We start from the raw sequence: 23,644 nt of genomic DNA on the forward strand, positions 1-23,644 counted from the left end.
CAGATCGGGAGTTCTGATTAAGTGTTCAATATCCAAAAAATCATAGGGAACTTGATGGCCATAATATAATATTTATGCAGCGTTGTAAGCTATACGCTTTGTAAATCACTCCATTAGCCAATTACCTTTATTTTTGTTCATTTTAAAAGATTATTTGTGATGATCTTTGACATCAATCTCTGATTAAATTTCCTGATTATTTGATTTTCAGCAATTTTTACAGAGGGTGAAGTGATGATTTTTAAAGTGGTTCGATTGTTTTGTGCTGTTACAATGCTTTCAATGATGTTCAGCACACAGGTGCTTGCTGCCTGTGATGATAGTTTGCCTGCAATAGGCAATAGAGATGATGTGTTAATTATCGTTAATGATAATGCCAAAGATTCATGTGTAGTGGGCAAATATTATGCCGAACAACGGGGTGTTGGAAAAAATAACATCGTTCATCTTAAAGTCCCTTCGTCTTATTTTTTGACCTGGACTGAATTTAAGATCATGCGTGATCAAATTATTCAGTTTATGCGTACCAATACCTTTAAAAACGCCTCTATCATTCCTCTGGATTGTCCTTCTACCAGTGAATCCTTGCTCTATTGTCAAGCGAGTATGGAGCAAATTCGGGCAGAGACTAAAATCAAATATCTGGTAATGACTCGTGGTGTACCATCTCGTGTTGTTGTTGATGGTTCAACGCTGAGTTCAGCAAGAGGCCCTACTTCAATTGATAATTACTTACGTCATTGGTTGGTGAATTACTACGCTAAGGATGTTGCCTTTAACTCCAATATTCGTGCCACAGCATTTGCTGATGGCAGGGGAATGAGAACTGTTGAACCGGCAATCGATGGGGAATTAATCGTTGGTCGTATTGATGGCCTCAGTACAGACTCTGCTAAAGCGCTAGTGGATAGAGCCATTGCTGCAGAAAAGAATGGTATTTATGGTAAGCACTATGGCTCAAAATTTGGTAGTACCGGCGGTCGAGCCTCTTGGCTTGATTATAGTCGCACTTATCCTAATCAATATGTGTATGGCAATAGTAGTACTGGCTGGCAATACCAGCATGGTATTTTTGGCGCATACAATGATCTGACAACCCTCTTAAATAATGGAATACGTTTTGTTGATAACAATCAATGTTTGACGCATATTGATAATCCTGCGGGCTCAACTACTGGAAAATCACCACAGGAATGCGTGGTGAAGCTAACCAATGGTAAAGATTTAATGCCGGGGCATCAGTCGGGCAGGCAAGCGCTAGTCGATAATGCTTTGGTTTATCTTGGTTCTTTAGATGGTCAGCCAACCAATGGTAAATTCTCTGGTTTTATGAATTGGCGTCGTGATAGTACCTGTTCTGTGGTGTTGTGTAAAAACAGTGATGATCCCCTTGCCTGTGAACAGCAATCCACTGACGTGTTTAAAGAGATTAACACCCAATGTGCAGGTGTCGCAGAAGGTTTTATTGGTTATAATTTTCAATCTTATCCTGTTTCCTTTCTGGGTGTTTGGCCCACAGCCTGGTATCAAACTACCGCATCGACTGAGCTTTATTGGACCCATCAAGGTGGTGGTGATGTCAATAATTTAGCTTTTCCAGAAATTATAAATGATAGTGCCGATGGCGATGGTAAAAGTGTCTGGTTTGGTGATTCAAATGCGACAGCCAATAGTCAATGCTATAGTGATTTAAGCTTGTCTGTGATGGATGCTTGCGTTAATGATCAGCGGATTATTGGCTTTGTTAATCGCACTCAATTTGCTAGTAAAACAAATGATGTTCTTGCACCTCATCGCTATCGTATTTCTCTCAAATACAAGGCTGAATATATTGATCGCCTGACTCAATTGAGAGTCAATTTATATGTCAAAGAGCCGGATTATGGTTTCTTTCAAGTGTCTTATGGCAGTCAAAACTTCAGTTTAGTTGATTCTGCCGTGCCTCATAAAATTCCTCTGGGTAATACAGACTGGGTAGAAGTAGAAGCTTTTTTTACTATTGATCCAAATAAACATGCCACTGCCCGCAGTAATTGTGCCAATGATACACGTTGTTCTGCTCGTGTGAGTGCAGAATTTTTAAATACGCCTTGGGCGGGTAATTATGATGGTTTTAGAGTTCGCATAGAAACAGCCGGCAGTTATGCCGGAGGTATTGGTCTTGATGATGTTCAAATTGTTGAGACAGATACATTAGAACCCATTGTTTTACGCAATGCTTCGTTTAATGAGGGTCATGAACAGGTTTCTGCCGGTGATCATGCGGCTAACTTCTTAAGTCGTCTCAATGGTACGGCTTTTTGGGGCAGCGTCAGTCATCATCAATCAGGTGGCCATTCCTTTGATAGACATCCTCAGGAAACCTTGATTTATTTTATGCGCGGCTTGCCTTTGGGTGATTCGGTCTGGTTTGCGGAACGCTATAATAGCGGTATGCTATATGGTGATCCCCTTTATTCGCCTATTGCCGTTAAATTTCACTACACAAATAGCTATGACTTTATTGCCGATGGTGATGAATTAATGGCTGATACACTCAATGGTAATGATAGTTCTGTCGTTAGCACTCAATATAATGTTGATTATTGCTCAGGAGAGGATTTCTTTGTCTGTGATCAGGAAGGTAGCTGGCAAGCAAGTAACCTGTCAGGTGTGGGTGGTGAAAGAGCGCTTAATTTAGGGGCGATTGATCTTAGTGCTTTAGACGTTGGTCTATACACTTTACGACTCGCTGTGAACAGTGAAAACATGTTAACAGCAAAGTCACAAACCTTTTATGATTATTATCCCGTTACCGTGGCCAATAATACCTCTGATTTTGATCAGGATGGACTGACGGATGTGGATGAGTTGAAACTTTATCTGACGAATCCAAAGATTGCAGACTCGGATGGTGATGGTTTGGACGATGGTAGGGAAATTCAAATCGGCACGAACCCAAACAATCAAGATACTGATGGCGATGGTATGAATGACGCATGGGAAGCTAAATACAGTGTCATGGATCCCTTGGTCAATGATGCCGACTTAGATTCAGATAATGACGGTCTAACGAATCTGGAAGAGTTTAATTTAAAGACTAATCCCTCTTCAGATGATACAGATCAGGATGGGCTGAGTGATTTTGATGAAATAAATCTTTACAAAACCAGTCCAATTTTAGCTGATACTGATCGTGATCATGTCAATGATGGTTTGGAAATCACTAACAATACCGATCCCTTACTTGCTGAGGACACCGATCTGGATGGCATGAGCAATGATTGGGAACTTGCCTATGGTACCAAGACTTATGCTGATGATGCCAGTGAGGATCCTGATAAGGATGGGGCGGATAATATTCTTGAATATCTGCGTTATTCCTTACCCAATGACGCGACTTCAACACCTATAACGAATACGCTTTATGTGGATGCCACGATTGGCCAAGATACGAATGATGGTTCTTTAGAGGCACCTTTTGCAAGTGTGTCTCGTGCCATGAGAGCTGCTTCAGATGGAGACACCATTCAATTGGCTTCCGGACAATATTCAATGGGCTTTTTTGGCTTTTTTAAATCTGTGAGGATACAAGGGCCGATAGACCGCAGTGCCGAGTTAAGCAGTAGTTTTGTCTTTGTTAATGCGGTTAAATGGGGTGGTTTATATAATTTAAAATTAACCCTATCGGGGCAATTTAACCTGTATTCAGGTCGCAATATAACCATGAGCAATGTTGAGCTGTATTTATCTCAGCCGATTACTATGAACCTGAATACCAAGATGACCATTGAGCATGGCTTAGTGGTCAATCGAGGTGCTGCAGGCATGGCTATTTCAGCCAATGGAAGTAGAAACTATATTAGAACGGCATTGAATATAGAAAGCTCTACGATTGTTGGTTTTCCAATAGGCATTAAATGGAATAAGGGGATTTATCTACGCGTCAATAATTCTATTTTGGCAAATGATATTGATCTGCAGGATGCCTATGGCTTTCAAATATGGAATTCATTGCTCAGTGATGGCCAATTTTCAGGCTTTAGTAGTAATTTAAGTGGTGATCCTCTATTTGTTGATGCCTCCATTGGTGATTATCATTTACAGCCTGCTTCACCGGGAGTTGATACTGGGAGTCCACGCTATAAAGCACCTTTGGAACATGCTGGACGTCGTTTAAATATGGGTTTTTACGGTAATACTATCGAAGCGGCTATTGCTAAAGATTCGGATGGGGACACTATGCCGGATGGCTGGGAAATTGCTGTTGGTACGAATCCACTGCTCAATGATAGTATTGTTGATGCAGACAATGATGGCGTGATTAATCTCTTTGAATACCGCAAAGGAAGCCATCCGCTTAATGCTAACTCTAAGTTTGGCGTACGCTATGCTTTACTGTATACGTCAAAACTTCCCACGTTGACGTATCATTCCACTTTATTTAAAGGCTGAATTTTTTCAGTCAAATTCCATGGCAACAATTGCTCTAAAGCCTCATCATCATAATGCCTGCCCAGCTTAGGTAACTCAGTCAGAATGTGTGTTAAAAAGGCAAAGGGCTCTAGGTTGTTTGCTTTCGCTGTTTGCACGATTGAATATAAAATAGCACTGGCCTCAGCACCACGAGGATTTTGGTTCATGACCCAGTTTTTGCGCCCAATCACAAAGGGTTTGATCCGCCGCTCTGCCATATTATTATCAATCTGGAGGTTGCCCTCTTCAAGATAGACAGTCAGATACTTCCATTGATTGATCACATAACGAATAGCGACACCCAACTTACTGTCTTTTGTTGTTTTAGTCACTTTATCATCACACCACTTTTTAAAGTCATCCAGTAGTGGTTTGCTTTTTTCCTGACGGATCAGGTAACGTTGTTCAGCATTGAGCGGTTTGATTTGTTTTTCAATCGCATACAATTTAGCAATTTTACTGATCGCCATTTGTACCATGCCAGGCTTTTTCTGACTGTTCTTGGGTAATGCTTTTAAGGCATCATGGAACTTGCGACGAGCATGTGCCATGCAGCCTAATAAAGTGACTTCACTGTTCTCATTTTCGAATATATGATAACCGGGAAAGCCATCCGTTTGCAGGTAACCTGAAAACCCCGTTAAAAAGGTTTTGGCATGTTGGCCTGCACGAGTAGGCTGATACTCATACAAAACAATGGGACACTTGGAATGATAGCCGCCACTTTGATAGAGCCACATATAAGATTTAGGGCAATTCTCACGTCCATCATGGATCACTCGCATCGTTGTTTCATCGGCCTGGATGATTTTCTGCCTAATGAGATAATACAACAACCGATTATAAAAGGGTTTGAGTAATTCGTATTCTTCCCACGTCGTATCATCATGGCTGATCACAAATTCCATGGCAACAATTGCTCTAAAGCCTCATCATCATAATGCCTTTAACTCAGTCAGAATGTGTGTTAAAAAGGCCTAGGTTGTTTGCTTTCGCTGTTTGCACGATTGATCAGCACCACGAGGATTTTGGTTCATGACCCAGTTTTTGCGCCCAATCACAAAGATCCGCCGCTCTGCCAATTATTATCAATCTGGAGGTTGCCCTCTTCAAGATAGACAGTCAGATACTTCCATTGATTGATCACATAACGAATAGCGACACCCAACTTACTGTCTTTTGTTGTTTTAGTCACTTTATCATCACACCACTTTTTAAAGTCATCCAGTAGTGGTTTGCTTTTTTTCCTGACGGATCAGGTAACGTTGTTCAGCATTGAGCGGTTTGATTTGTTTTTCAATCGCATACAATTTAGCAATTTTACTGATCGCCATTTGTACCATGCCAGGCTTTTTCTGACTGTTCTTGGGTAATAGGCATCATGGAACTTGCGACGAGCATGTGCCATGCAGCCTAATAAAGTGACTTCACTGTTCTCATTTTCGAATATATGATAACCGGGAAAGCCATCCGTTTGCAGGTAACCTGAAAACCCCGTTAAAAAAGGTTTTGGCATGTTGGCCTGCACGAGTAGGCTGATACTCATACAAAACAATGGGACACTTGGAATGATAGCCGCCACTTTGATAGAGCCACATATAAGATTTAGGGCAATTCTCACGTCCATCATGGATCACTCGCATCGTTGTTTCATCGGCCTGGATGATTTTCTGCCTAATGAGATAATACAACAACCGATTATAAAAGGGTTTGAGTAATTAATAGAATATTTTTGAATATTATCTTAACTGAGAGGAGTTTGATCAACACAGGGCAAACTAAAGAGCCTTAAAAAGCCATGATACAATTGTTTTATTGAAAACAACCTGTATTGATTATAGTGAAAAAATTACCTCAATTCCAGAGATACCTGAAGAAGAAAAAGACACCGGTAGTCCGAAAAATAAGAGCCAGTAAATTGCCAAAGGATGATGACAATGATAATCCGACAGGTCATTCAGGAAGCAAGAAAAACAACTCAGGAAATGGGACTAGTAAAAGTCGTAAACGAAAGAAGAAATTGGCTATTCATAAAACCACCGTTATCAAACCAGATAACCTGCCAGAACATTCACGTTTTTAGGGTATCAGGATTATTTTGTTCAGGAGCTGCTGATTAAGCCTTTCAATACTCGTTATCGATTGGCTCGCTATAAAACACCCGATGGTGATACCTGTATAGGAAAATTGAGCTTTGATACACATATAGGACATTTTGGCCATACATTACAGAGTTATATCGTTTATCAATATTATCACCAGAGAGTGACTCAGCCATTGATAATACAACAATTAACAGAATTAGGTTTTGATATTTCAACAGGTCAGATCAATGAGATTTTAATCCATGACAAAGACCATTTTCATACTGAAAAAAATACATTGCTAACTGCCGGTATCAACAATAGTACTTATATCCATGTTGATGATACGGGTAGTCGTCATGATGGAAAGAATGGTTATTGTACTCACGTTGGCAATGAAACCTTTGCCTGGTTTTCAAGTACTCGATATAAGAGCCGGATTAATTTTCTACAATTGTTACGAGGTGCTGCTGTTGATTATACGCTCAACGATGCAGCACTTGATTATATGAGAGCAGAAAAATTACCTCACAAGCCATTGAGCGTTATTGAACAAAGTCATCAGACTTGCTTTGATAATGAAGAAGCCTGGAAATACTATCTGCAGAACAATAGTATCATAACACAACGGCATGTTCGCATTGCCACAGAAGGCGCTTTACTGGGGGCATTAATTAACAGTGGCTTTCCAAGTGATTTGGTGATGTGAGTGATGATGCAGGACAATTTGATATTTTGTTGCACGCATTATGTTGGATACATGCAGACAGAGTGTTTCAGCGGATACTACCACTCAATGAGCGACATGATAAAGAACTGAACTGGGTACATACTCAGATTTGGGAACTATTTTATGATCTCAAACAATATAAACTTGAGCCAGATGATCCGTTGAAGTCAGCGATTGCTGAACATTTTGATGAATTGTGCCGGACTAAAACAAGGTAAAGTTTGTGCTGTTTAAATGCACAGACTTATTGAGAAGTTACACTTCATGTTAAAAAATATTTCCCTTTTATATGCTTGGTACTGTGAATTTTGGCCTCTTTAAGTCAGCAAAAAAACATTTAAGTTTTTCTGCCCTGAAACAGGCCATCTCACTGCACTTTCATGCAATCAAAGATAGCCGAGTACAAGGAAAGTGTGATTACAGTCAACATGATGTGCTTATGAGTGCTTTTGCCTGCATGTATTTTCAAGATCCCTCTTTAAGTGAATTTCAGAAACAGATGGAAGAGGAACAGAATCAAAATAATTTACGCACTCTTTTTTAATGTTGAAAAAATTCTAAAATAGTCAACTAAGAGACATTTTGGATCTCATACCCTCTAAAACATTTGCACCTGCATTTAAAGATTTATTTGAACGACTCAGACGACATAAGCATCTTGAAGAGTATGCCATATTACCCAACACATTGCTTTGTGTTATTGATGGCACGTATTCCTCTAAGCAAATCCATTGTGACTGTTGTCTTCATAAAGAACATAGACAGTCATGACAAGGTGCCATTATGCACCCCGATTTTAGGGAAAATGCGTCGATTAAACGCAGCATCTCCCGTGCCTGCTATTTAGAAAGAAAGAACAAAAAAAAAAATTAAAAAGCATCAGGCAAACAAAAAATGCTGTTTTCAGCTTAATTCATAAGAATAAGTTACTTCACCGAGTTTTGCTGCACCCAGTTGGACATACTGGCTCTGGAAAGTGTTATCTTATAGCGTTTAAATATCGCTTCCTGTCGATAGAGAGGCAAGCTGTCTAGGAATTTAGAAACAATGATATAGGCCAGCAGGCTGGGTGATGCAAAACTTCTAGGAATGGGCTGTGCAGGCTTAGGAGCAGTTTTAACGCCTTCCTCACAAGCACGACAGGCATATTTAACCTGAACATGTTCTACAACATATACCTGAGCAGGAACAATTTCCAGTTGCTCTGAGGTCTCTTCACCAATTTCATGCAAGTGATGACCGCAGTCACAGACTTGTTCTGCTTCAGATAACTCATGACGAACAACTTTACGAGGTAGGTCTTTAGGTAAAGGCTTACGACCGGGCTTTTTACGCTCATAAGTAATGGTTTCACGGACTTCCGGTGCTTCTTCGGCGAACGTTTCTGCCTCATTAAAGAAGTCGGGGTGGGCTTCTTTTTCACTGGAAGTACCAAACCGTTTGTGTTGCAACAGACGAAATTGTTCCTCATACCAGTCCACTTTTGACTGGAGTTCAAGCACCCTGTTTTTGAGCGTTGGTATCTCTTCTGGTAGTATTTTGTCTGTTGAACTCATGCGTTATATTATACTAAAAATGAGCGTTAAATGCTTGTATTTATTCTGTTTAATGCGCATCTAAAGGGACTTTTTTAGTTGTTTTCCAGACCATGAATTTCAGGGTGAGCATGGTGTTGTGTGCAAGATAAACCATCCAGTAACCACTGTAATTCTCTCAGTGTTAACGAAAGAGTGGGTTGTTCTTTTTCCATCGGCCACTGGAATTTCCCTTTTCAAGTGTACGATAGTAAAGCCAGAAACCATTACGCTCCCAGTACAGTATTTTAAGTTTATCTCGCTGACGATTACAAAAAACAAAGACACTGCCATCAAAGGGATTGTGTTCCAATTGCTCTGAGACAATCAGTGATAGCCCATTGGTTGCTTTTCTCATATCGGTAACACCAGAAACCAGATAAACCTGATTGACTGTGATGCCCGTTATCATGAAACAGTCCTGAGCAAATCCAGAATGGACTTGAGCTGATTCAGGTTCGTATCAGAATTGATTTCCAAACTGAAACCATTGGTATGGCTTACTTTAATTGCATTGCTTGTGGGGAATTGGCCAGTAAATTAATGGGAATGAGTTGATTGTTGGTGTTGACCTGTTTTGATGAGCTAACATAACCCAACTTCTTTCGATAATAGCTAAAAATATGAGAGGGTATCTTATGTTGTTGACAATAAACTGCCTGGCTTAAGTTACTGGCTTGGCAGGCCTCTATGTGTTGCTTCATCGAAGCATCTTTTGAATAGTTGCTCATTTGTATCTCCAAATTACGAATTGAAGATCATAGTTTGAGCTAACTGAAGCTTATTGTGAACGTGGGTTTTAATTGACGTTTACAGTAATTCAGCTGATTTAAGCACCCAGTTGGACATTCTCCTAAAACGGATAGAGAGAAAGAAAATGAAGCGCTTACTGAGCAGCTAAAAAACTGTTTGAAGACAGTCGCAAGACTTATGGAACCCGTCGTCTTAAAAGAAAAACTGGCTGAAAAAGGCGTTCATATAAGCCGCCGGAGAATTGGTCGATTAATGAAAAAAGCCGGTTTGTTTTGTAAAACGAAGAGACGCTTTAAAGCGACGACTAATTCCAAGCATAATAAGCGTATATCTCCAAATTTACTGGAAAGAGAGTTTACTGTCTCTCAACCTGATCGCTACTATGTGGGTGATATTACCTATATTGCCACCAAGGAAGGCTGGTTATATTTAGCGGTTGTCATTGACTTATTCTCTAGGCAAATTGTTGGCTGGTCGATGGATGAGCGAATGAAAGCCAAGCTAGTCAATGATGCTTTACTGATGGCCATATGGAAGCGTAAACCAATGGATGGATTGCTTTGGCATACTGACCGAGGTAGCCAATATGCCTCTGATAGTCATAGAAAAATATTGTCGGATCATAACATAATTCAGTCTATGAGCCGCAAAGGAAATTGCTGGGACAATGCTGTATCAGAGAGCTTCTTTCATAGTTTGAAAACTGAATTGACGCACCATTGTCGATTCAAAACCAGAGTAGAAGCAAAGCAGGCAATATTTGAATATATTGAGGTATTTTATAATCGGGAGCGACTTCATTCGGCTAATGATTATTTGTCACCAGTCGATTATGAAATACAGCAGGAAATAGCTTAAATCGATTGATTGAAGAGGGGTAAAGGCGACATAAATGCCGCCCATTACCGTTGACGGCCATCGGCTCCTCAGCCTGTGCCGTGAAGATATTGTAACAGGATCATTACCGTTGTGAAAATACCTTGGGTGAATGGAACGGCTCTATCGTTCCAGAGGGCAAAGCCCTTTCTCTTCATCTGTTTAAAGTTAACATGAGAAACTAAAATGATAGGAAATACAAAATGACAAAAATCACTTGAAACAGCCAAAAAATATTTAGAAAACTGTCCGGAAAAGTGTTGACACATCACTTCACCAATTTCATGCAAGTGATGACCGCAGTCACAGACTTGTTCTGCTTCAGATAACTCATGACGAACAACTTTACGAGGTAGGTCTTTAGGTAAAGGCTTACGACCGGGCTTTTTACGCTCATAAGTAATGGTTTCACGGACTTCCGGTGCTTCTTCGGCGAACGTTTCTGCCTCATTAAAGAAGTCGGGGTGAACTTCTTTTCACTGGAAGTACCAAACCGTTTATGTTGCAACAGACGAAATTGTTCCTCATACCAGTCCACTTTTGACTGGAGTTCAAGCACCCTGTTTTTGAGCGTTGGTATCTCTTCTGGTAGTATTTTGTCTGTTGAACTCATGCGTTATATTATACTAAAAATGAGCGTTAAATGCTTGTATTTATTCTGTTTAATGCGCATCTAAAGGGACTTTTTTAGTTGTTTTCCAGACCATGAATTTCAGATTACAAAAACAAAGACACTGCCATCAAAGGGATTGTGTTCCAATTGCTCTGAGACAATCAGTGATAGCCCATTGGTTGCTTTTCTCATATCGGTAACACCAGAAACCAGATAAACCTGATTGACTGTGATGCCCGTTATCATGAAACAGTCCTGAGCAAATCCAGAATGGACTTGAGCTGATTCAGGTTCGTATCAGAATTGATTTCAAACTGAAACCATTGGTATGGCTTACTTTAATTGCATTGCTTGTGGGGAATTGGCCAGTAAATTAATGGGAATGAGTTGATTGTTGGTGTTGACCTGTTTTGATGAGCTAACATAACCCAACTTCTTTCGATAATAGCTAAAAATATGAGAGGGTATCTTATGTTGTTGACAATAGAAGCTGTAGCAACAGCTGATCCATCGCTTCCTGATGAATAGCTAAATCAAATTGGGCATCAAAATCACTGAGGTTAATACTGAGCTTGTTTTGTAACGCCTCAACACTGTCGAGTTTGGCGGCAAGTGTGGCAAATGTAAGTTGGCCATTAAAGCCTTACCCATTTCAGTTTCATGACTAGCTTTAGGTAGCCGGGCAAATAAATTGCTGGCTTGTTCTAGCTCACCAATGTCGAGAAATATTTGTACCATATCCATGGCAATACAGAGTATTGGCTGGATCAGCTTTAATCGCATCAGTCAAAAGCAAAATGGCTGCTGATGTTTCACCAGCAAGATTAATGTGGCTATACTTAACCGGACACACAACTTAAAATAACTAAAAGATAAAAAGTGTGACCTAAAATGAATGATCAAACAAAAAACCGAATAAAAGCTATACATCAGAATTTAAAGAATCAGCTGTCAAATTAGCTAATGAGACGGATCAACCCGTTTCTCAGACTGCCAGGGAGCTAGGTGTTAATGTAAATACTCTACATACCTGGATCAGTAAATATTCCAAACCGGTGAAGACGGTAGCCAATAGAAGTGATGAACACATTTATGATGAAGTAAAACGTCTGAAAAAAGAATTGGCAAAAGTGATTCAGGAGCGTGATTTATTAAAAAGGCCACAGCGTACTTTGCAAGGGAAACTTTGTGAAGTACGCATGGATAACTGATCAGGCTAAAGATTACCCGGTAACGATTCTGTGCCGTTTTATGGATGTTTCCCGTAGTTGCTATTATGATTGGGTTAGCTCTCCTAAAACGGATAGAGAGAAAGAAAATGAAGCGCTTACTGAGCAGCTAAAAAAACTGTTTGAAGACAGTCGCAAGACTTATGGAACCCGTCGTCTTAAAAAGAAAACTGGCTGAAAAAGGCGTTCATATAAGCCGCCGGAGAATTGGTCGATTAATGAAAAAAAGCCGGTTTGTTTTGTAAAACGAAGAGACGCTTTAAAGCGACGACTAATTCCAAGCATAATAAGCGTATATCTCCAAATTTACTGGAAAGAGAGTTTACTGTCTCTCAACCTGATCGCTACTATGTGGGTGATATTACCTATATTGCCACCAAGGAAGGCTGGTTATATTTAGCGGTTGTCATTGACTTATTCTCTAGGCAAATTGTTGGCTGGTCGATGGATGAGCGAATGAAAGCCAAGCTAGTCAATGATGCTTTACTGATGGCCATATGGAAGCGTAAACCAATGGATGGATTGCTTTGGCATACTGACCGAGGTAGCCAATATGCCTCTGATAGTCATAGAAAAATATTGTCGGATCATAACATAATTCAGTCTATGAGCCGCAAAGGAAATTGCTGGGACAATGCTGTATCAGAGAGCTTCTTTCATAGTTTGAAAACTGAATTGACGCACCATTGTCGATTCAAAACCAGAGTAGAAGCAAAGCAGGCAATATTTGAATATATTGAGGTATTTTATAATCGGGAGCGACTTCATTCGGCTAATGATTATTTGTCACCAGTCGATTATGAAATACAGCAGGAAATAGCTTAAATCGATTGATTGAAGAGGGGTAAAAGGCGACATAAATGCCGCCCATTACCGTTGACGGCCATCGGCTCCTCAGCCTGTGCCGTGAAGATATTGTAACAGGATCATTACCGTTGTGAAAATACCTTGGGTGAATGGAACGGCTCTATCGTTCCAGAGGGGCAAAGCCCTTTCTCTTCATCTGTTTAAAGTTAACATGAGAAACTAAAATGATAGGAAATACAAAATGACAAAAATCACTTGAAACAGCCAAAAAAATATTTAGAAAACTGTCCGGAAAAGTGTTGACACATCAGATGTTTTTCACGAGCCTGTTCACGGATCAAATCGGCTTCGTGACAAATGTCGTAATCTTTTAGGATGGCACGAAGCTCATTTTCTTTCAGTTCTCCGACTTCAGTGCGAATCAGTTTACCCTCTTTAAATACCATCAAAGTGGGGATGTTTTCGATTTTATGTTCTTTTACGAGTTCAGCTTGTTCATCAATGTCTACTTTGGCAAAAATAAACTGTCCAGCAAACTCTTTTGCCAGTCCGGATAAAATATTATCCATTGCGATGCATGGGCCTGACCAAACGCCCATAAATTCAACGATCACCGGGATCTTATGTGAATTTAATAAAACATACTGATCAAAGCTTTTTTGTTGACTTCAAACACAAATACATCGTTGCTCATATTATTTTCTCATCATTAGATAAAGTATATCGATTGCCTTGGCTTATTTTAGCGAATGTTACCTTGCTTAGCTATCACTACTGGTTTTTTCAAGCTAGCCCCTTGTGTCAGAATGGTTGTTACTTGCTTTAACCTAAAAAATCAGTTGAACCTACTGCGACCGCCTTATGCACTGAATCTTAAGGATTTTCCAGAACATTTTGACTTCACCCGTAGGGTGACTATGAATAAAGCCATAATAACCTGTAAAACCCTTAATCTTCAGCACCTAAGTCGCTCTCGCTACGATTCAACTGATTATTTTAGGTTTAATCATGCTGGATTTTAGGGCAGCACCTTAAATTATGTTTCAACCTGTTCTCACTTTAACCATAAACAAACCACTTCTGCCTAAATTGTCTACAAAGTAGCAGTTTTGACCCTTAAATTGTAATAGCTTTGGTAAATCACCATTCTTGTTAAATTTAGGAGACTATCTTGAGTGCCCACCCTGTCGATGTATTGATTCGAGGCTTGACCTGTCATCCAGTAATTAAGTGCCTGCAATTGTTTTTATTAACAAGCTTATTACTACAAATATCTTCTGTCTATGCTGCAAATAATACCGTACCGGGTATGCTAAATACCCATGCCACACAGAAATCTATCAGTATTGAATGGAATATCACCGGTGATGATAACCACAATGCCGTGTGTCTGGTTAAATACCGAGTGCGTGGCAGTCGTCAGTGGCAAACCATGTTGCCACTTTATCGTGTGGATTTTAATGCTGCTAATACACTGGCGGGTTCAGTGTTATTTTTACAGCCCGGTACTAATTATGAGGTGAATCTTGATTTGAGTGATCCGGAAGGTGGTAGTGACAATCGTACCTTATCTATCATCACACGGCCTGTGCCCAAAAAAGCCCAGCACAGGACAAATCTTTCATGTTGTGCCAGCGAGTGGTGTTGGCACGGGAACAGGAAGTGAAAATAATGTGGCTATACTTAACCGGACACACAACTTAAAATAACTAAAAGATAAAAAGTGTGACCTAAAATGAATGATCAAACAAAAAAAACCGAATAAAAGCTATACATCAGAATTTAAAGAATCAGCTGTCAAATTAGCTAATGAGACGGATCAACCCGTTTCTCAGACTGCCAGGGAGCTAGGTGTTAATGTAAATACTCTACATACCTGGATCAGTAAATATTCCAAACCGGTGAAGACGGTAGCCAATAGAAGTGATGAACACATTTATGATGAAGTAAAACGTCTGAAAAAAGAATTGGCAAAAGTGATTCAGGAGCGTGATTTATTAAAAAGGCCACAGCGTACTTTGCAAGGGAAACTTTGTGAAGTACGCATGGATAACTGATCAGGCTAAAGATTACCCGGTAACGATTCTGTGCCGTTTTATGGATGTTTCCGTAGTTGCTATTATGATTGGGTTACCTCTCCTAAAACGGATAGAGAGAAAGAAAATGAAGCGCTTACTGAGCAGCTAAAAAACTGTTTGAAGACAGTCGCAAGACTTATGGAACCCGTCGTCTTAAAAGAAAACTGGCTGAAAAAGGCGTTCATATAAGCCGCCGGAGAATTGGTCGATTAATGAAAAAAGCCGGTTTGTTTTGTAAAACGAAGAGACGCTTTAAAGCGACGACTAATTCCAAGCATAATAAGCGTATATCTCCAAATTTACTGGAAAGAGAGTTTACTGTCTCTCAACCTGATCGCTACTATGTGGGTGATATTACCTATATTGCCACCAAGGAAGGCTGGTTATATTTAGCGGTTGTCATTGACTTATTCTCTAGGCAAATTGTTGGCTGGTCGATGGATGAGCGAATGAAAGCCAAGCTAGTCAATGATGCTTTACTGATGGCCATATGGAAGCGTAAACCAATGGATGGATTGCTTTGGCATACTGACCGAGGTAGCCAATATGCCTCTGATAGTCATAGAAAAATATTGTCGGATCATAACATAATTCAGTCTATGAGCCGCAAAGGAAATTGCTGGGACAATGCTGTATCAGAGAGCTTCTTTCATAGTTTGAAAACTGAATTGACGCACCATTGTCGATTCAAAACCAGAGTAGAAGCAAAGCAGGCAATATTTGAATATATTGAGGTATTTTATAATCGGGAGCGACTTCATTCGGCTAATGATTATTTGTCACCAGTCGATTATGAAATACAGCAGGAAATAGCTTAAATCGATTGATTGAAGAGGGGTAAAGGCGACATAAATGCCGCCCATTACCGTTGACGGCCATCGGCTCCTCAGCCTGTGCCGTGAAGATATTGTAACAGGATCATTACCGTTGTGAAAATACCTTGGGTGAATGGAACGGCTCTATCGTTCCAGAGGGCAAAGCCCTTTCTCTTCATCTGTTTAAAGTTAACATGAGAAACTAAAATGATAGGAAATACAAAATGACAAAAATCACTTGGACACATCAAAGCTTTGTGTGGTCTTAGTTCGTTCTATTATTGCCGTAATCCTAGTCTTTCCCTGATACAAACTTAAAGGCTTATCACTAAAATCAAGTTTAACAGTTTCAGGCATGGGGTAGTGTATTTTTTTTTGAGCTGCCATTGACTATTGTCAGATAATTCAATTTTACTGGCGATGAGATTATCTTCTAATGGTTGGTTTGAGTTAATATGCCAGGGTTTTTTATATTAATGTCAATGACTAATAAATACTCATCATTTGGTTGTTCTTTTAGCGAGGCAGTAACGACTAGCTTACCCCTAGCACCATAAACAGGTAGTTGATGCTCACCCTGACGTAATTCATGGGCGGCGATATGGAGACTGGAAAAAGCACTGGGTGTTTGCTTTGCATCACTGGCAAAGGCTGATAATATACGTTTGGCATCGTCCTTATATTTTTGTTCACCCGTTCTGCGGGCTAGTCGAAGCAACATTTTTGCTGCAATGGCATTGCCCGATGGCAGAATTTTATCAAAAGCGGATTTGTTACGAATGGGTAAGGGGGCTTTCTTATCAATCGCAGTCTTATAAAAACCGCCTTTTTTAGCATCCCATAGTTGTTGTCGCATCACCTCTAATAATTGTTGTGCACGTTGAAGCCAGAGTGTATTTTGAGTTGCGTCATAGAGGCCGATTAAGGCCTGCAAATAGAAAGCATAATCTTCTAATTGTGCCGGTTCTGAATTATTATGCTTAAAATTTACCCGATACCATGATTGTTGATCATCCTGAGCCATTTTCTGCCAAATGAAGTCAGCGGCTTTTTTCGCCACTGATAGGTATTCTGGGTGCTCTAAGGTTTGGCTAGCCTGTGTCAGAGCACTGATCATTAGCGCATTCCAACTCATAATGATTTTTTCGTCCCGATGGGGTTTGCTACGCTGATTGCGAGCCAGTAATAAGATGGAGCGCAGTTTATCCACATAAGGATAGAACTTTTCCTCCGGTATTTTGAAATCTTGAGCAAAACCAGCGAGTGATTGTGACAGATATAAAATATTATCCTGTTGTAACTCACCATAGGTATCGACAGCAAAATTTCACGGGAAATTTCTTTATCTATTTGTTGCTCATTATTTTTCTCACTATTTTGCTTATAGTTGTAATCATTTAATACTTGTTCAAATTCACCCAATGTCCAAAGGTAATATTTACCTTCTTCACCTTCAGTATCTGCATCCAAAGCGGAATAAAAAACCCCTTCAGGTGAGTGTAATTCGCTTAAAACAAAGTCAAGTGTTTGCTTGGCCACGCGTAAGTAATTTTTATTGGCTGTGAGCTGGTGAGCTGATAAATACAAGGGCACTAATAAAGCCTGGTTATACAGCATTTTTTCAAAGTGAGGAATTTTCCAATAAGGGTCAGTGCTATAACGATGAAAGCCTCCACCTAATTGATCATAAATACCACCACGTGCCATATAGTCCAAACTGGTCGTCAAAGCAGTCAACGAATCATTGTTTTTTACATAATCATAGCGATAGCTATCATCTAAAAATAAGTCTAACCAAGGTTCACGAGGAAATTTCTGACTTTCACCAAAGCCACCATGATAACCATCAGTAAAACTCAATAAATCTTTAATTGCACGTCTTCTGAGTGGTTCATCTAATGAGCTACTCTGCTGATTGCTTTGACTGTGTTGATGCAAATCCTTAATTAATTGTTGAGCTTGCTGAGTTAATTCCTGTTGTTTGTTTTGCCAGTCATTGTTTTGTGTTTGTAACAATTGCTTAAACTCAGTGAAAGAATAATAACCCCCACCAAAAAAAAAGGTTCAGCATTGGGCGTTAAAAATAAACTCATTGGCCAGCCTTGCTGCCCCTGAAAATACTGCACCGCCATGGCATACAATTCATCAATATCAGGACGTCGCTCACGATCCACTTTAATGGCAATAAAATGTTGATTAATGAATTGCGCAATTTCAGGATTATCAAAACTTTCTTTTTCCATACGATGACACCAATGGCAGGTGGCATAGCCAATGGATAGAAAAATAGGCTTGTTTTCTCGTTGGGCTTTTTGTAAAGCCTCTTCACCCCAGGCAAACCAATTGATGGGATTATGGGCGTGTTGTAATAAGTAGGGCGAGTCTTCAAGATCAAACGATTGATATAACAGGGCTGCTTTGTCCCACAAAAATGCTCAGTGTGAGCCTGATAATCGGAATTTTTAGCTTTATAGGCTTGTATCAGCTTATTTTCAAGTTGTGGTGTGATAGGCGTAGAGTGGGCACAAAAGACGTGCCCACGCTACGAAACTAACTTGGTTAAATGTTCATTTTTGTACTTTATCTCATAAATGTTTTCTTAATCGCTTATGATATTAAAAAATAGCATGAATGTTTACTGGGGTAGTCGTTATGAAATACAAAAAAAGCATCAGCATATCGTTGCAGCACTATTATTAGTCCCGTTCTTTATTGTTTTGAGCGGTACACAAGCAATTGCTGCAACGGCTGTATCAAACACGGGCATGACCAGTCATTTAAAACTGTCTATCATGACCACTGCCAATGACGTCATTGCCCCCTCAATTCCTAAGCAGCTCAAGTCAATATCGGCCAATAATAGCTCTCAAGTTATCATTCAATGGAATGCCGCCAGTGACAATATTGCGGTATCAGCCTATCGTGTTTACCGCAATGGACGCTTGTTAAGTAATGTCCGCCCCTTTGCTGACAGTCACGACAAAAATTCAGGCACACTGACTTTTTCAAGTGGATACTCACCTTACCTCCCTATGCTTCTACGCTGACAGCGGGTCAAGCGTATGCGGGTAATACCAATAATATCATCTTATGGTTTGATCTAGAGTCACTGAAAGGCAAGCTCATCAGCAGCGCTGAATTAAAACTAACCACCACCGCACAATATACCAATAGTGATTCCGTGCATGGCCTATTCGCCGTGACCACGACACAATGGGATAATACTGCTCCAGTTCAGGGGTTGGCTGCACAGTATCCCAATGATAAAGGCATTGCCAATCATCCTGATGTGTATTTGCACGATTCATTTGATAGCAATGATGTCGTGGATGGAGGACAATATTTATCGCCTACGGCAACCGGTGGTCATGCCAAAAACTATTGGTCATGTGATGATTTATCCCCCGTTGGCCGACAAAAGATGGCAGTCAATCGACTCCTGCACCCGGCATTCCCGGCTATAAAGCAATGGATAATGGCAATGCGCTCTGCCTGCGAATCAAATATGAAGACGGGCCTCCCAATACTCAGGGTTTGGGAAATTATGGGGTCAGTATTGGCGAGAAAGTAGGTAATTTTTCAACCAGCAGCAAACCGACGAATTGTTTGTGCGGATCTACATCTTTCTCAGTGAAACCTGGGGTGAAAACATTAAACAACAAGGTGGCAAACGTCCTGGTGGTATCTCTGGACGACAAGTTAACACAGCCTATGCCGCAGGCTGGGGCAGTCGAACCACTAACGGCGCTAATGGTTGGTCTGCCCGTGGCGGTTATGCCGAAGAAGTTCCCTTTGGCAATAATCCATTAGAGGGCTATACCCCATTCACCACCTATTTATATCATGCCGATCAAAGTGGTGCTTATGGTGATGCTATCCGGTGGAACAAAACCCCCAATGGTTTGATCAAAAAGGTCAATGGCATAGCATTGAGCAACAAGTCACCATGAATACCCGCGATGGCAAAAACATCAAAGGTTCATCCGGTGCCAAAGATGGCATAGTCCGAGGCTGGGTTGATGGTCGTTTGGTGTTTGAAAAAAACCAATGTGCGTTTCACTGACATGGACTACATTAATATTGATGTCGCCGACTTTGGTTTATATTATGGCGGTGTTAAAAACACCCCCTATGATCAACACATGGCCATTGATAATATCGTGATTTCCAAATCCTATATCGGCCCGATGAAAAGGCAATAAGCTCAGGCTAATATAAATACTGTTTTACTTGCTCATAGTTTTCCAATACCAGTTGCTGTGCTTCGGGAGACTGTTCGGGGAGGCTGGGTGTCATGCGCAAATATTGCAAATAATAGTTGGCCAGTGCTGCCCGAGTCGTGATTTCTAAGGTTTGCTTCTTCATATTATAATCACGAGCAATAATACTTTGTTGAAATTCAGACAAACGTGGATCGGGAATAATGTTTAAGATAATGTGTGTGTTCCATGCGATATCACCCTCAACCCCATGCTCCGAAGGCAATACTACTTCGGGCACCGAACTAATACGAGACAAAACAAAATCACGATAATCATTGTTTTTTCACAATGCGCACGTACATGCCAGCGATAACCCGAATACACCAATGAATGAGGAGTGATAACACGCCCTTCATCTGTGCCAGAGGTAAAAGATGAATACTGAATATCAAGTCGGTCAATCTGATAGATTGCAGCAATAATCGGGCGAATATTTTCAGGTACAATATGTCTTGCAGGTGAAAAAATGACTTCTGTATTAGCTGCCTCCATTTTCAAATAGCTGAGATGAGCGCTTAAATCATTGTTACTATTAAGCAATTGCATATATTCATCAAAAGAGCCCGGGCTTAAAATTGTCAGTGGGCTTAAAACCTTTGAGGTGTTTGTCATAAACCAAATTCTCATCTGATATTTCAGTTCTATAACGTTCAATAATTTTCGAGCCCTGTTGACGTCAATCGCAAACGCATTGACTAAATGAGTCGCTGTTAAACGACCTTCCCATAATGCCATGATTTCTATCAATTGATATTTGAGTAACAAACTTAAACTATAGGTTTCTTGATTACCCACAAAGCTCCGCCATATTTCGATAATTATACTATAATTATACTATAATTATACTATAATTATACTATAATTATACTATAATTATACTATAATTATACTATACTATTAAAGTATAGATTATGTGTGGAGTAGAATGATGTCAAAAAATAAAATTCAGTTTCAAGAAGGTTATAGTTTATTTGAGCTTTTTTAATGATTATGGCACTGACAAACAGTGCCGACAAATATATTTAAATGGAAATTTCCTGATGGATTTGTTTGCCCAGAGTGTGGCAATAAGACTTATTGCACTCTAGAACATCGCCATCTTTATCAGTGCCACCATTGTCATCATCAGACATCAGCAACCTGTGGGACAATATTTGATAGTACCAAACTGCCTTTATCTAAGTGGTTTTAGCGATTCATCTTATGACTCAATTGAAGACAGCGGTTTCAGCATTAGAATTAAAGAGACAGCTTAAGGTAAGCTACAATACAGCCTGGAGTATGAAACAAAAGATCATGCAGGTTATGAAAGAACGTGATGACAGTAAACCTTTATCAGGCATCATTCAAATTGATGATGCCTACTGGGGTGGTGAGCACAGAGGCGGCTCCAGAGGTCGTGGTTCAGAAAATAAAACACCGTTCGTTGCAGCCGTTTCTACTAATGAAGATGGACACCCGATTGCAATGAATTTAAATGTGCTTAAAGGGTTTAAATCCAGTGAAATAAAACGATGGGCACAAACTCATTTAACACCTGGAAGTACTGTTTACTCAGATGGGTTAAATTGTTTTCCTGCAGTTAAAGAAGCTGACTGTAAGCATGTTCCAATCGTCACGGGTGGTGGTGCGGCAAGTGTTGATAAAATTGAGTTTATCTGGGTTAACACTATGATAGGTAATATTAAAAACTCTATGAAGGGAAGCTATCATTCCATTAATCAAGAAAGTCTATGCTTATATGAGTAGCAACGTCTGCTACTGAATATAAAACCAATTCATTTGTTATTTATTGAGTGATTATTATGTCGATTGTGACTAAAGAACAATTTTTAAAACTCGCCAGCGAAGGCTATAATCGTATTCCGGTTGTGCATGAAATTCTGGCAGATTTAGATACCCCCCTCAGCGCCTATCTCAAGTTAGCCTCAGGCCCATACTCCTATTTATTAGAATCTGTCCATGGCGGTGAAAAATGGGGGCGTTATTCCATTATTGGATTGCCATGTAAAACCATTATCACTGTTGATGACGGACTGATTAAAGTCACCCATGATGGTCAGCTTATTGATGAGTTGTCTCATGATGATCCCCTAGCCTGGATTGAAGAGTATCAGCAACAATACAATATCCCCGAACATCTTTCAGAGCAGTCTGATTTGCCTCGTTTTACCGGTGGCTTAGTCGGTTATTTTGGCTATGAAACCATTGGTTATATTGAACCTCGATTAAAAAATACGCATAAAGATGATCCTCTGGGCACACCGGACATTTTATTAATGGTGTCAGAAGAAGTACTGGTGTTTGATAATCTCAGTGGCAAGCTTTACCTTATAGTGCATGCGCATTTTGATGCTCAGGATGTAGTGCAAGATGCCGTCGCCCATGCTGAACAGGAATGGACGAAAGCGACGCAACGTCTGAAGGCCTTGGCAAATCAATTACGCCAGTCGGATACAGCCTATCAAGCGCATTCAAAAGTCACTCAGGTGAAAGAAAGCGATTTTGTTTCGGGTTTTACTGAAGCGGGCTTTAAAAAAGCCGTGGCACGTATTAAGGAATATATTGTTGAAGGAGATGCTATGCAGGTGGTAGTTTCTCAGCGCATGTCGATTCCTTTTAATGCACCACCGTTAGATTTATACCGTGCTTTAAGAAGTTTAAATCCATCGCCCTATATGTATTTTCTGGATTTGGCTGAGTTTCATATTGTCGGTTCTTCGCCAGAGATTTTGACCCGTGTTGAAGACGGTAAAATTACTGTTCGTCCTATTGCCGGCACTCGACCCAGAGGCAAAACTGATGCAGAAGACAAGCAATTAGAGCAGGATTTACTGTCCGATCCGAAGGAATTGGCAGAGCATTTAATGTTAATTGATTTGGGGCGTAATGATGCCGGTCGGGTCTCTGAAATTGGCACGGTGAAATTAACAGATAAGATGATTATTGAGCGCTATTCACATGTGATGCACATTGTGTCTAATGTTGAAGGTGAGTTGAATAAGAATATGAGTACTATGGATGCACTGAAGGCGACTTTTCCTGCGGGCACTGTCAGTGGCGCACCGAAGATTCGTGCGATGGAAATCATCAATGAATTAGAACCTGTGAAGCGGGGTATTTATTCCGGTGCGGTGGGTTATATTTCCTGGTCGGGCAATATGGATACGGCGATAGCCATTCGTACCGCAGTGATTAAAGATAAGCAACTACATATTCAGGCAGGGGCAGGCATTGTCGCTGATTCGGTGCCGCAAAATGAATGGGATGAGACGATGAATAAAGGTCGAGGCGTTTTTCGTGCGGTAGCCATGGCTGAATGTGGTTTGGATTCTAATGCTAATGAACAATGTAAGCAGGAGAAATAA

At 40.2% G+C, this 23,644-nt stretch carries 25 protein-coding genes and 7 pseudogenes; 16 read left to right on the forward strand and 16 right to left on the reverse strand.

From position 1 onward, the window contains the following. Positions 1-234 precede the first annotated feature (234 nt). Positions 235-4,434, forward strand: a complete 4,200-nt coding sequence (locus tag JEU79_RS22470; RefSeq protein ID WP_198266193.1) for a TIGR03790 family protein — start codon at positions 235-237, stop codon at positions 4,432-4,434. Here the strand turns inward: JEU79_RS22470 and tnpC are convergent. After that, positions 4,410-5,363, reverse strand: a complete 954-nt coding sequence (gene tnpC / locus JEU79_RS22475; protein ID WP_198266194.1) for an IS66 family transposase — start codon at positions 5,361-5,363, stop codon at positions 4,410-4,412. The genes JEU79_RS22470 and tnpC overlap by 25 nt on opposite strands. A gap of 149 nt (positions 5,364-5,512) precedes the next feature. Then, positions 5,513-6,149, reverse strand: a pseudogene (locus JEU79_RS29025) (IS66 family transposase). A gap of 146 nt (positions 6,150-6,295) precedes the next feature. On the opposite strand from JEU79_RS29025, the gene JEU79_RS22495 reads away from it, so the two are divergent. The 5 genes from JEU79_RS22495 (at position 6,296) to JEU79_RS22515 (ending at position 8,040) form a co-directional block, all read left to right on the forward strand. Beyond that, the gene (locus JEU79_RS22495; protein ID WP_198266196.1) at positions 6,296-6,538 is read left to right on the forward strand and encodes a hypothetical protein; all 243 of its coding nucleotides are present in this window, start codon (positions 6,296-6,298) and stop codon (positions 6,536-6,538) included. A gap of 59 nt (positions 6,539-6,597) precedes the next feature. Then, on the forward strand, positions 6,598-7,248 hold the full coding sequence (locus tag JEU79_RS22500) for a transposase (RefSeq protein ID WP_198266197.1): 651 nt from the start codon (positions 6,598-6,600) through the stop codon (positions 7,246-7,248). Then, on the forward strand, positions 7,245-7,487 hold the full coding sequence (locus JEU79_RS22505; RefSeq protein ID WP_198266198.1) for a hypothetical protein: 243 nt from the start codon (positions 7,245-7,247) through the stop codon (positions 7,485-7,487). The genes JEU79_RS22500 and JEU79_RS22505 overlap by 4 nt, the downstream gene beginning before the upstream one ends. A gap of 83 nt (positions 7,488-7,570) precedes the next feature. Next, positions 7,571-7,813 (forward strand): hypothetical protein, encoded by a 243-nt coding sequence (locus JEU79_RS22510; protein ID WP_198266199.1) that lies wholly within the window; start codon positions 7,571-7,573, stop codon positions 7,811-7,813. A gap of 38 nt (positions 7,814-7,851) precedes the next feature. Next, on the forward strand, positions 7,852-8,040 hold the full coding sequence (locus JEU79_RS22515; RefSeq protein WP_198266200.1) for a hypothetical protein: 189 nt from the start codon (positions 7,852-7,854) through the stop codon (positions 8,038-8,040). A 155-nt stretch (positions 8,041-8,195) separates the two neighbouring features. Here the strand turns inward: JEU79_RS22515 and JEU79_RS22520 are convergent, their stop codons facing one another. The 3 genes from JEU79_RS22520 to tnpA (JEU79_RS22530) all read right to left on the reverse strand — a co-directional run bounded on the left by JEU79_RS22520 (position 8,196) and on the right by tnpA (JEU79_RS22530) (position 9,574). After that, positions 8,196-8,825, reverse strand: a complete 630-nt coding sequence (locus JEU79_RS22520) for an IS66 family transposase zinc-finger binding domain-containing protein (RefSeq protein WP_198266201.1) — start codon at positions 8,823-8,825, stop codon at positions 8,196-8,198. Between the two features lie 163 nt (positions 8,826-8,988). After that, positions 8,989-9,255, reverse strand: a complete 267-nt coding sequence (tnpB, locus tag JEU79_RS22525) for an IS66 family insertion sequence element accessory protein TnpB (protein ID WP_198263387.1) — start codon at positions 9,253-9,255, stop codon at positions 8,989-8,991. An 88-nt stretch (positions 9,256-9,343) separates the two neighbouring features. Continuing rightward, a complete protein-coding gene (gene tnpA / locus JEU79_RS22530) occupies positions 9,344-9,574 on the reverse strand; it encodes an IS66 family insertion sequence element accessory protein TnpA (RefSeq protein WP_198263189.1) in 231 nt (76 codons plus the stop codon). 136 nt (positions 9,575-9,710) lie between these two features. Here tnpA (JEU79_RS22530) and JEU79_RS22535 point away from each other — a divergent pair. Further along, positions 9,711-10,454: pseudogene (locus JEU79_RS22535) on the forward strand (IS3 family transposase); the annotation flags it as partial. A 68-nt stretch (positions 10,455-10,522) separates the two neighbouring features. On the opposite strand, the gene JEU79_RS27090 reads toward JEU79_RS22535, so the two are convergent. The 5 genes and pseudogenes from JEU79_RS27090 to JEU79_RS22550 all read right to left on the reverse strand — a co-directional run bounded on the left by JEU79_RS27090 (position 10,523) and on the right by JEU79_RS22550 (position 11,829). After that, a complete protein-coding gene (locus JEU79_RS27090) occupies positions 10,523-10,762 on the reverse strand; it encodes a hypothetical protein (RefSeq protein ID WP_246540674.1) in 240 nt (79 codons plus the stop codon). A 60-nt stretch (positions 10,763-10,822) separates the two neighbouring features. After that, a pseudogene (locus JEU79_RS29030) lies at positions 10,823-10,903 on the reverse strand (hypothetical protein); the annotation flags it as partial. A 281-nt stretch (positions 10,904-11,184) separates the two neighbouring features. Next, the gene (gene tnpB, locus JEU79_RS22545; RefSeq protein ID WP_198266202.1) at positions 11,185-11,331 is read right to left on the reverse strand and encodes an IS66 family insertion sequence element accessory protein TnpB; all 147 of its coding nucleotides are present in this window, start codon (positions 11,329-11,331) and stop codon (positions 11,185-11,187) included. An 87-nt stretch (positions 11,332-11,418) separates the two neighbouring features. Beyond that, entirely contained in the window at positions 11,419-11,607 is a 189-nt protein-coding gene (gene tnpA / locus JEU79_RS29035; protein ID WP_425511197.1) for an IS66 family insertion sequence element accessory protein TnpA, read from the reverse strand. A 6-nt stretch (positions 11,608-11,613) separates the two neighbouring features. Next, positions 11,614-11,829 (reverse strand): tetratricopeptide repeat protein, encoded by a 216-nt coding sequence (locus tag JEU79_RS22550; RefSeq protein ID WP_198266203.1) that lies wholly within the window; start codon positions 11,827-11,829, stop codon positions 11,614-11,616. A 158-nt stretch (positions 11,830-11,987) separates the two neighbouring features. On the opposite strand from JEU79_RS22550, the pseudogene JEU79_RS22555 reads away from it, so the two are divergent. Next, positions 11,988-13,139 (forward strand): annotated as a pseudogene (locus tag JEU79_RS22555) (IS3 family transposase); the annotation flags it as partial. Positions 13,140-13,372: 233 nt separating this feature from the next. Here the strand turns inward: JEU79_RS22555 and JEU79_RS22560 are convergent. Beyond that, positions 13,373-13,771, reverse strand: a pseudogene (locus tag JEU79_RS22560) (thioredoxin family protein); the annotation flags it as partial. 521 nt (positions 13,772-14,292) lie between these two features. On the opposite strand from JEU79_RS22560, the gene JEU79_RS22565 reads away from it, so the two are divergent. Together JEU79_RS22565 and JEU79_RS22570 are read left to right on the forward strand one after the other, a co-directional pair. Next, positions 14,293-14,787 carry a hypothetical protein gene (locus JEU79_RS22565; RefSeq protein ID WP_198266204.1) on the forward strand — a complete coding sequence of 165 codons (495 nt, stop codon included), beginning with the start codon at positions 14,293-14,295 and terminating at the stop codon, positions 14,785-14,787. 73 nt (positions 14,788-14,860) lie between these two features. Beyond that, positions 14,861-16,017, forward strand: a pseudogene (locus JEU79_RS22570) (IS3 family transposase). A gap of 430 nt (positions 16,018-16,447) precedes the next feature. Here the strand turns inward: JEU79_RS22570 and JEU79_RS22575 are convergent. From JEU79_RS22575 to JEU79_RS22585, 3 genes are read right to left on the reverse strand one after another with little or no spacing between them, the layout of a single operon-like run. Continuing rightward, on the reverse strand, positions 16,448-17,149 hold the full coding sequence (locus JEU79_RS22575; RefSeq protein ID WP_198266205.1) for a glycoside hydrolase family 76 protein: 702 nt from the start codon (positions 17,147-17,149) through the stop codon (positions 16,448-16,450). Continuing rightward, positions 17,146-18,030 carry a thioredoxin domain-containing protein gene (locus JEU79_RS22580; protein WP_198266206.1) on the reverse strand — a complete coding sequence of 295 codons (885 nt, stop codon included), beginning with the start codon at positions 18,028-18,030 and terminating at the stop codon, positions 17,146-17,148. The genes JEU79_RS22575 and JEU79_RS22580 overlap by 4 nt, the downstream gene beginning before the upstream one ends. Then, complete coding sequence (locus JEU79_RS22585; RefSeq protein WP_198266207.1) at positions 17,982-18,443, reverse strand: DUF255 domain-containing protein; 462 nt, start codon at positions 18,441-18,443, stop codon at positions 17,982-17,984. The genes JEU79_RS22580 and JEU79_RS22585 overlap by 49 nt, the downstream gene beginning before the upstream one ends. Positions 18,444-18,641: 198 nt before the next feature. Between JEU79_RS22585 and JEU79_RS22590 the strand changes: the two genes are divergently transcribed. The 4 genes from JEU79_RS22590 (at position 18,642) to JEU79_RS22605 (ending at position 20,216) form a co-directional block, all read left to right on the forward strand. Then, entirely contained in the window at positions 18,642-19,061 is a 420-nt protein-coding gene (locus tag JEU79_RS22590) for a hypothetical protein (RefSeq protein ID WP_198266208.1), read from the forward strand. A 152-nt stretch (positions 19,062-19,213) separates the two neighbouring features. Beyond that, positions 19,214-19,585 (forward strand): hypothetical protein, encoded by a 372-nt coding sequence (locus JEU79_RS22595; protein ID WP_198266209.1) that lies wholly within the window; start codon positions 19,214-19,216, stop codon positions 19,583-19,585. A gap of 37 nt (positions 19,586-19,622) precedes the next feature. Then, positions 19,623-19,964 (forward strand): hypothetical protein, encoded by a 342-nt coding sequence (locus JEU79_RS22600; protein WP_198266210.1) that lies wholly within the window; start codon positions 19,623-19,625, stop codon positions 19,962-19,964. Positions 19,965-20,048: 84 nt separating this feature from the next. Beyond that, a complete protein-coding gene (locus JEU79_RS22605; protein ID WP_198266211.1) occupies positions 20,049-20,216 on the forward strand; it encodes a hypothetical protein in 168 nt (55 codons plus the stop codon). A 7-nt stretch (positions 20,217-20,223) separates the two neighbouring features. Here JEU79_RS22605 and JEU79_RS27095 read toward each other — a convergent pair whose 3' ends face one another. Both JEU79_RS27095 and JEU79_RS27100 read right to left on the reverse strand, forming a co-directional pair. Then, positions 20,224-20,514, reverse strand: coding sequence for a BrxR family transcriptional regulator (locus tag JEU79_RS27095; protein ID WP_246540676.1), 291 nt, complete (start codon positions 20,512-20,514; stop codon positions 20,224-20,226). Then, the gene (locus JEU79_RS27100; RefSeq protein ID WP_246540677.1) at positions 20,502-21,071 is read right to left on the reverse strand and encodes a BrxR family helix-turn-helix transcriptional regulator; all 570 of its coding nucleotides are present in this window, start codon (positions 21,069-21,071) and stop codon (positions 20,502-20,504) included. Before JEU79_RS27100 ends, JEU79_RS27095 begins: the two co-directional genes overlap by 13 nt. A 133-nt stretch (positions 21,072-21,204) precedes the next feature. On the opposite strand from JEU79_RS27100, the pseudogene JEU79_RS22620 reads away from it, so the two are divergent. Continuing rightward, positions 21,205-22,019, forward strand: a pseudogene (locus tag JEU79_RS22620) (IS1595 family transposase); the annotation flags it as partial. 71 nt (positions 22,020-22,090) lie between these two features. After that, positions 22,091-23,644 (forward strand): anthranilate synthase component I, encoded by a 1,554-nt coding sequence (gene trpE / locus JEU79_RS22625; RefSeq protein WP_198266356.1) that lies wholly within the window; start codon positions 22,091-22,093, stop codon positions 23,642-23,644.

The organism is sulfur-oxidizing endosymbiont of Gigantopelta aegis (genome assembly GCF_016097415.1).
Taxonomy (GTDB): domain Bacteria; phylum Pseudomonadota; class Gammaproteobacteria; order GRL18; family GRL18; genus GRL18.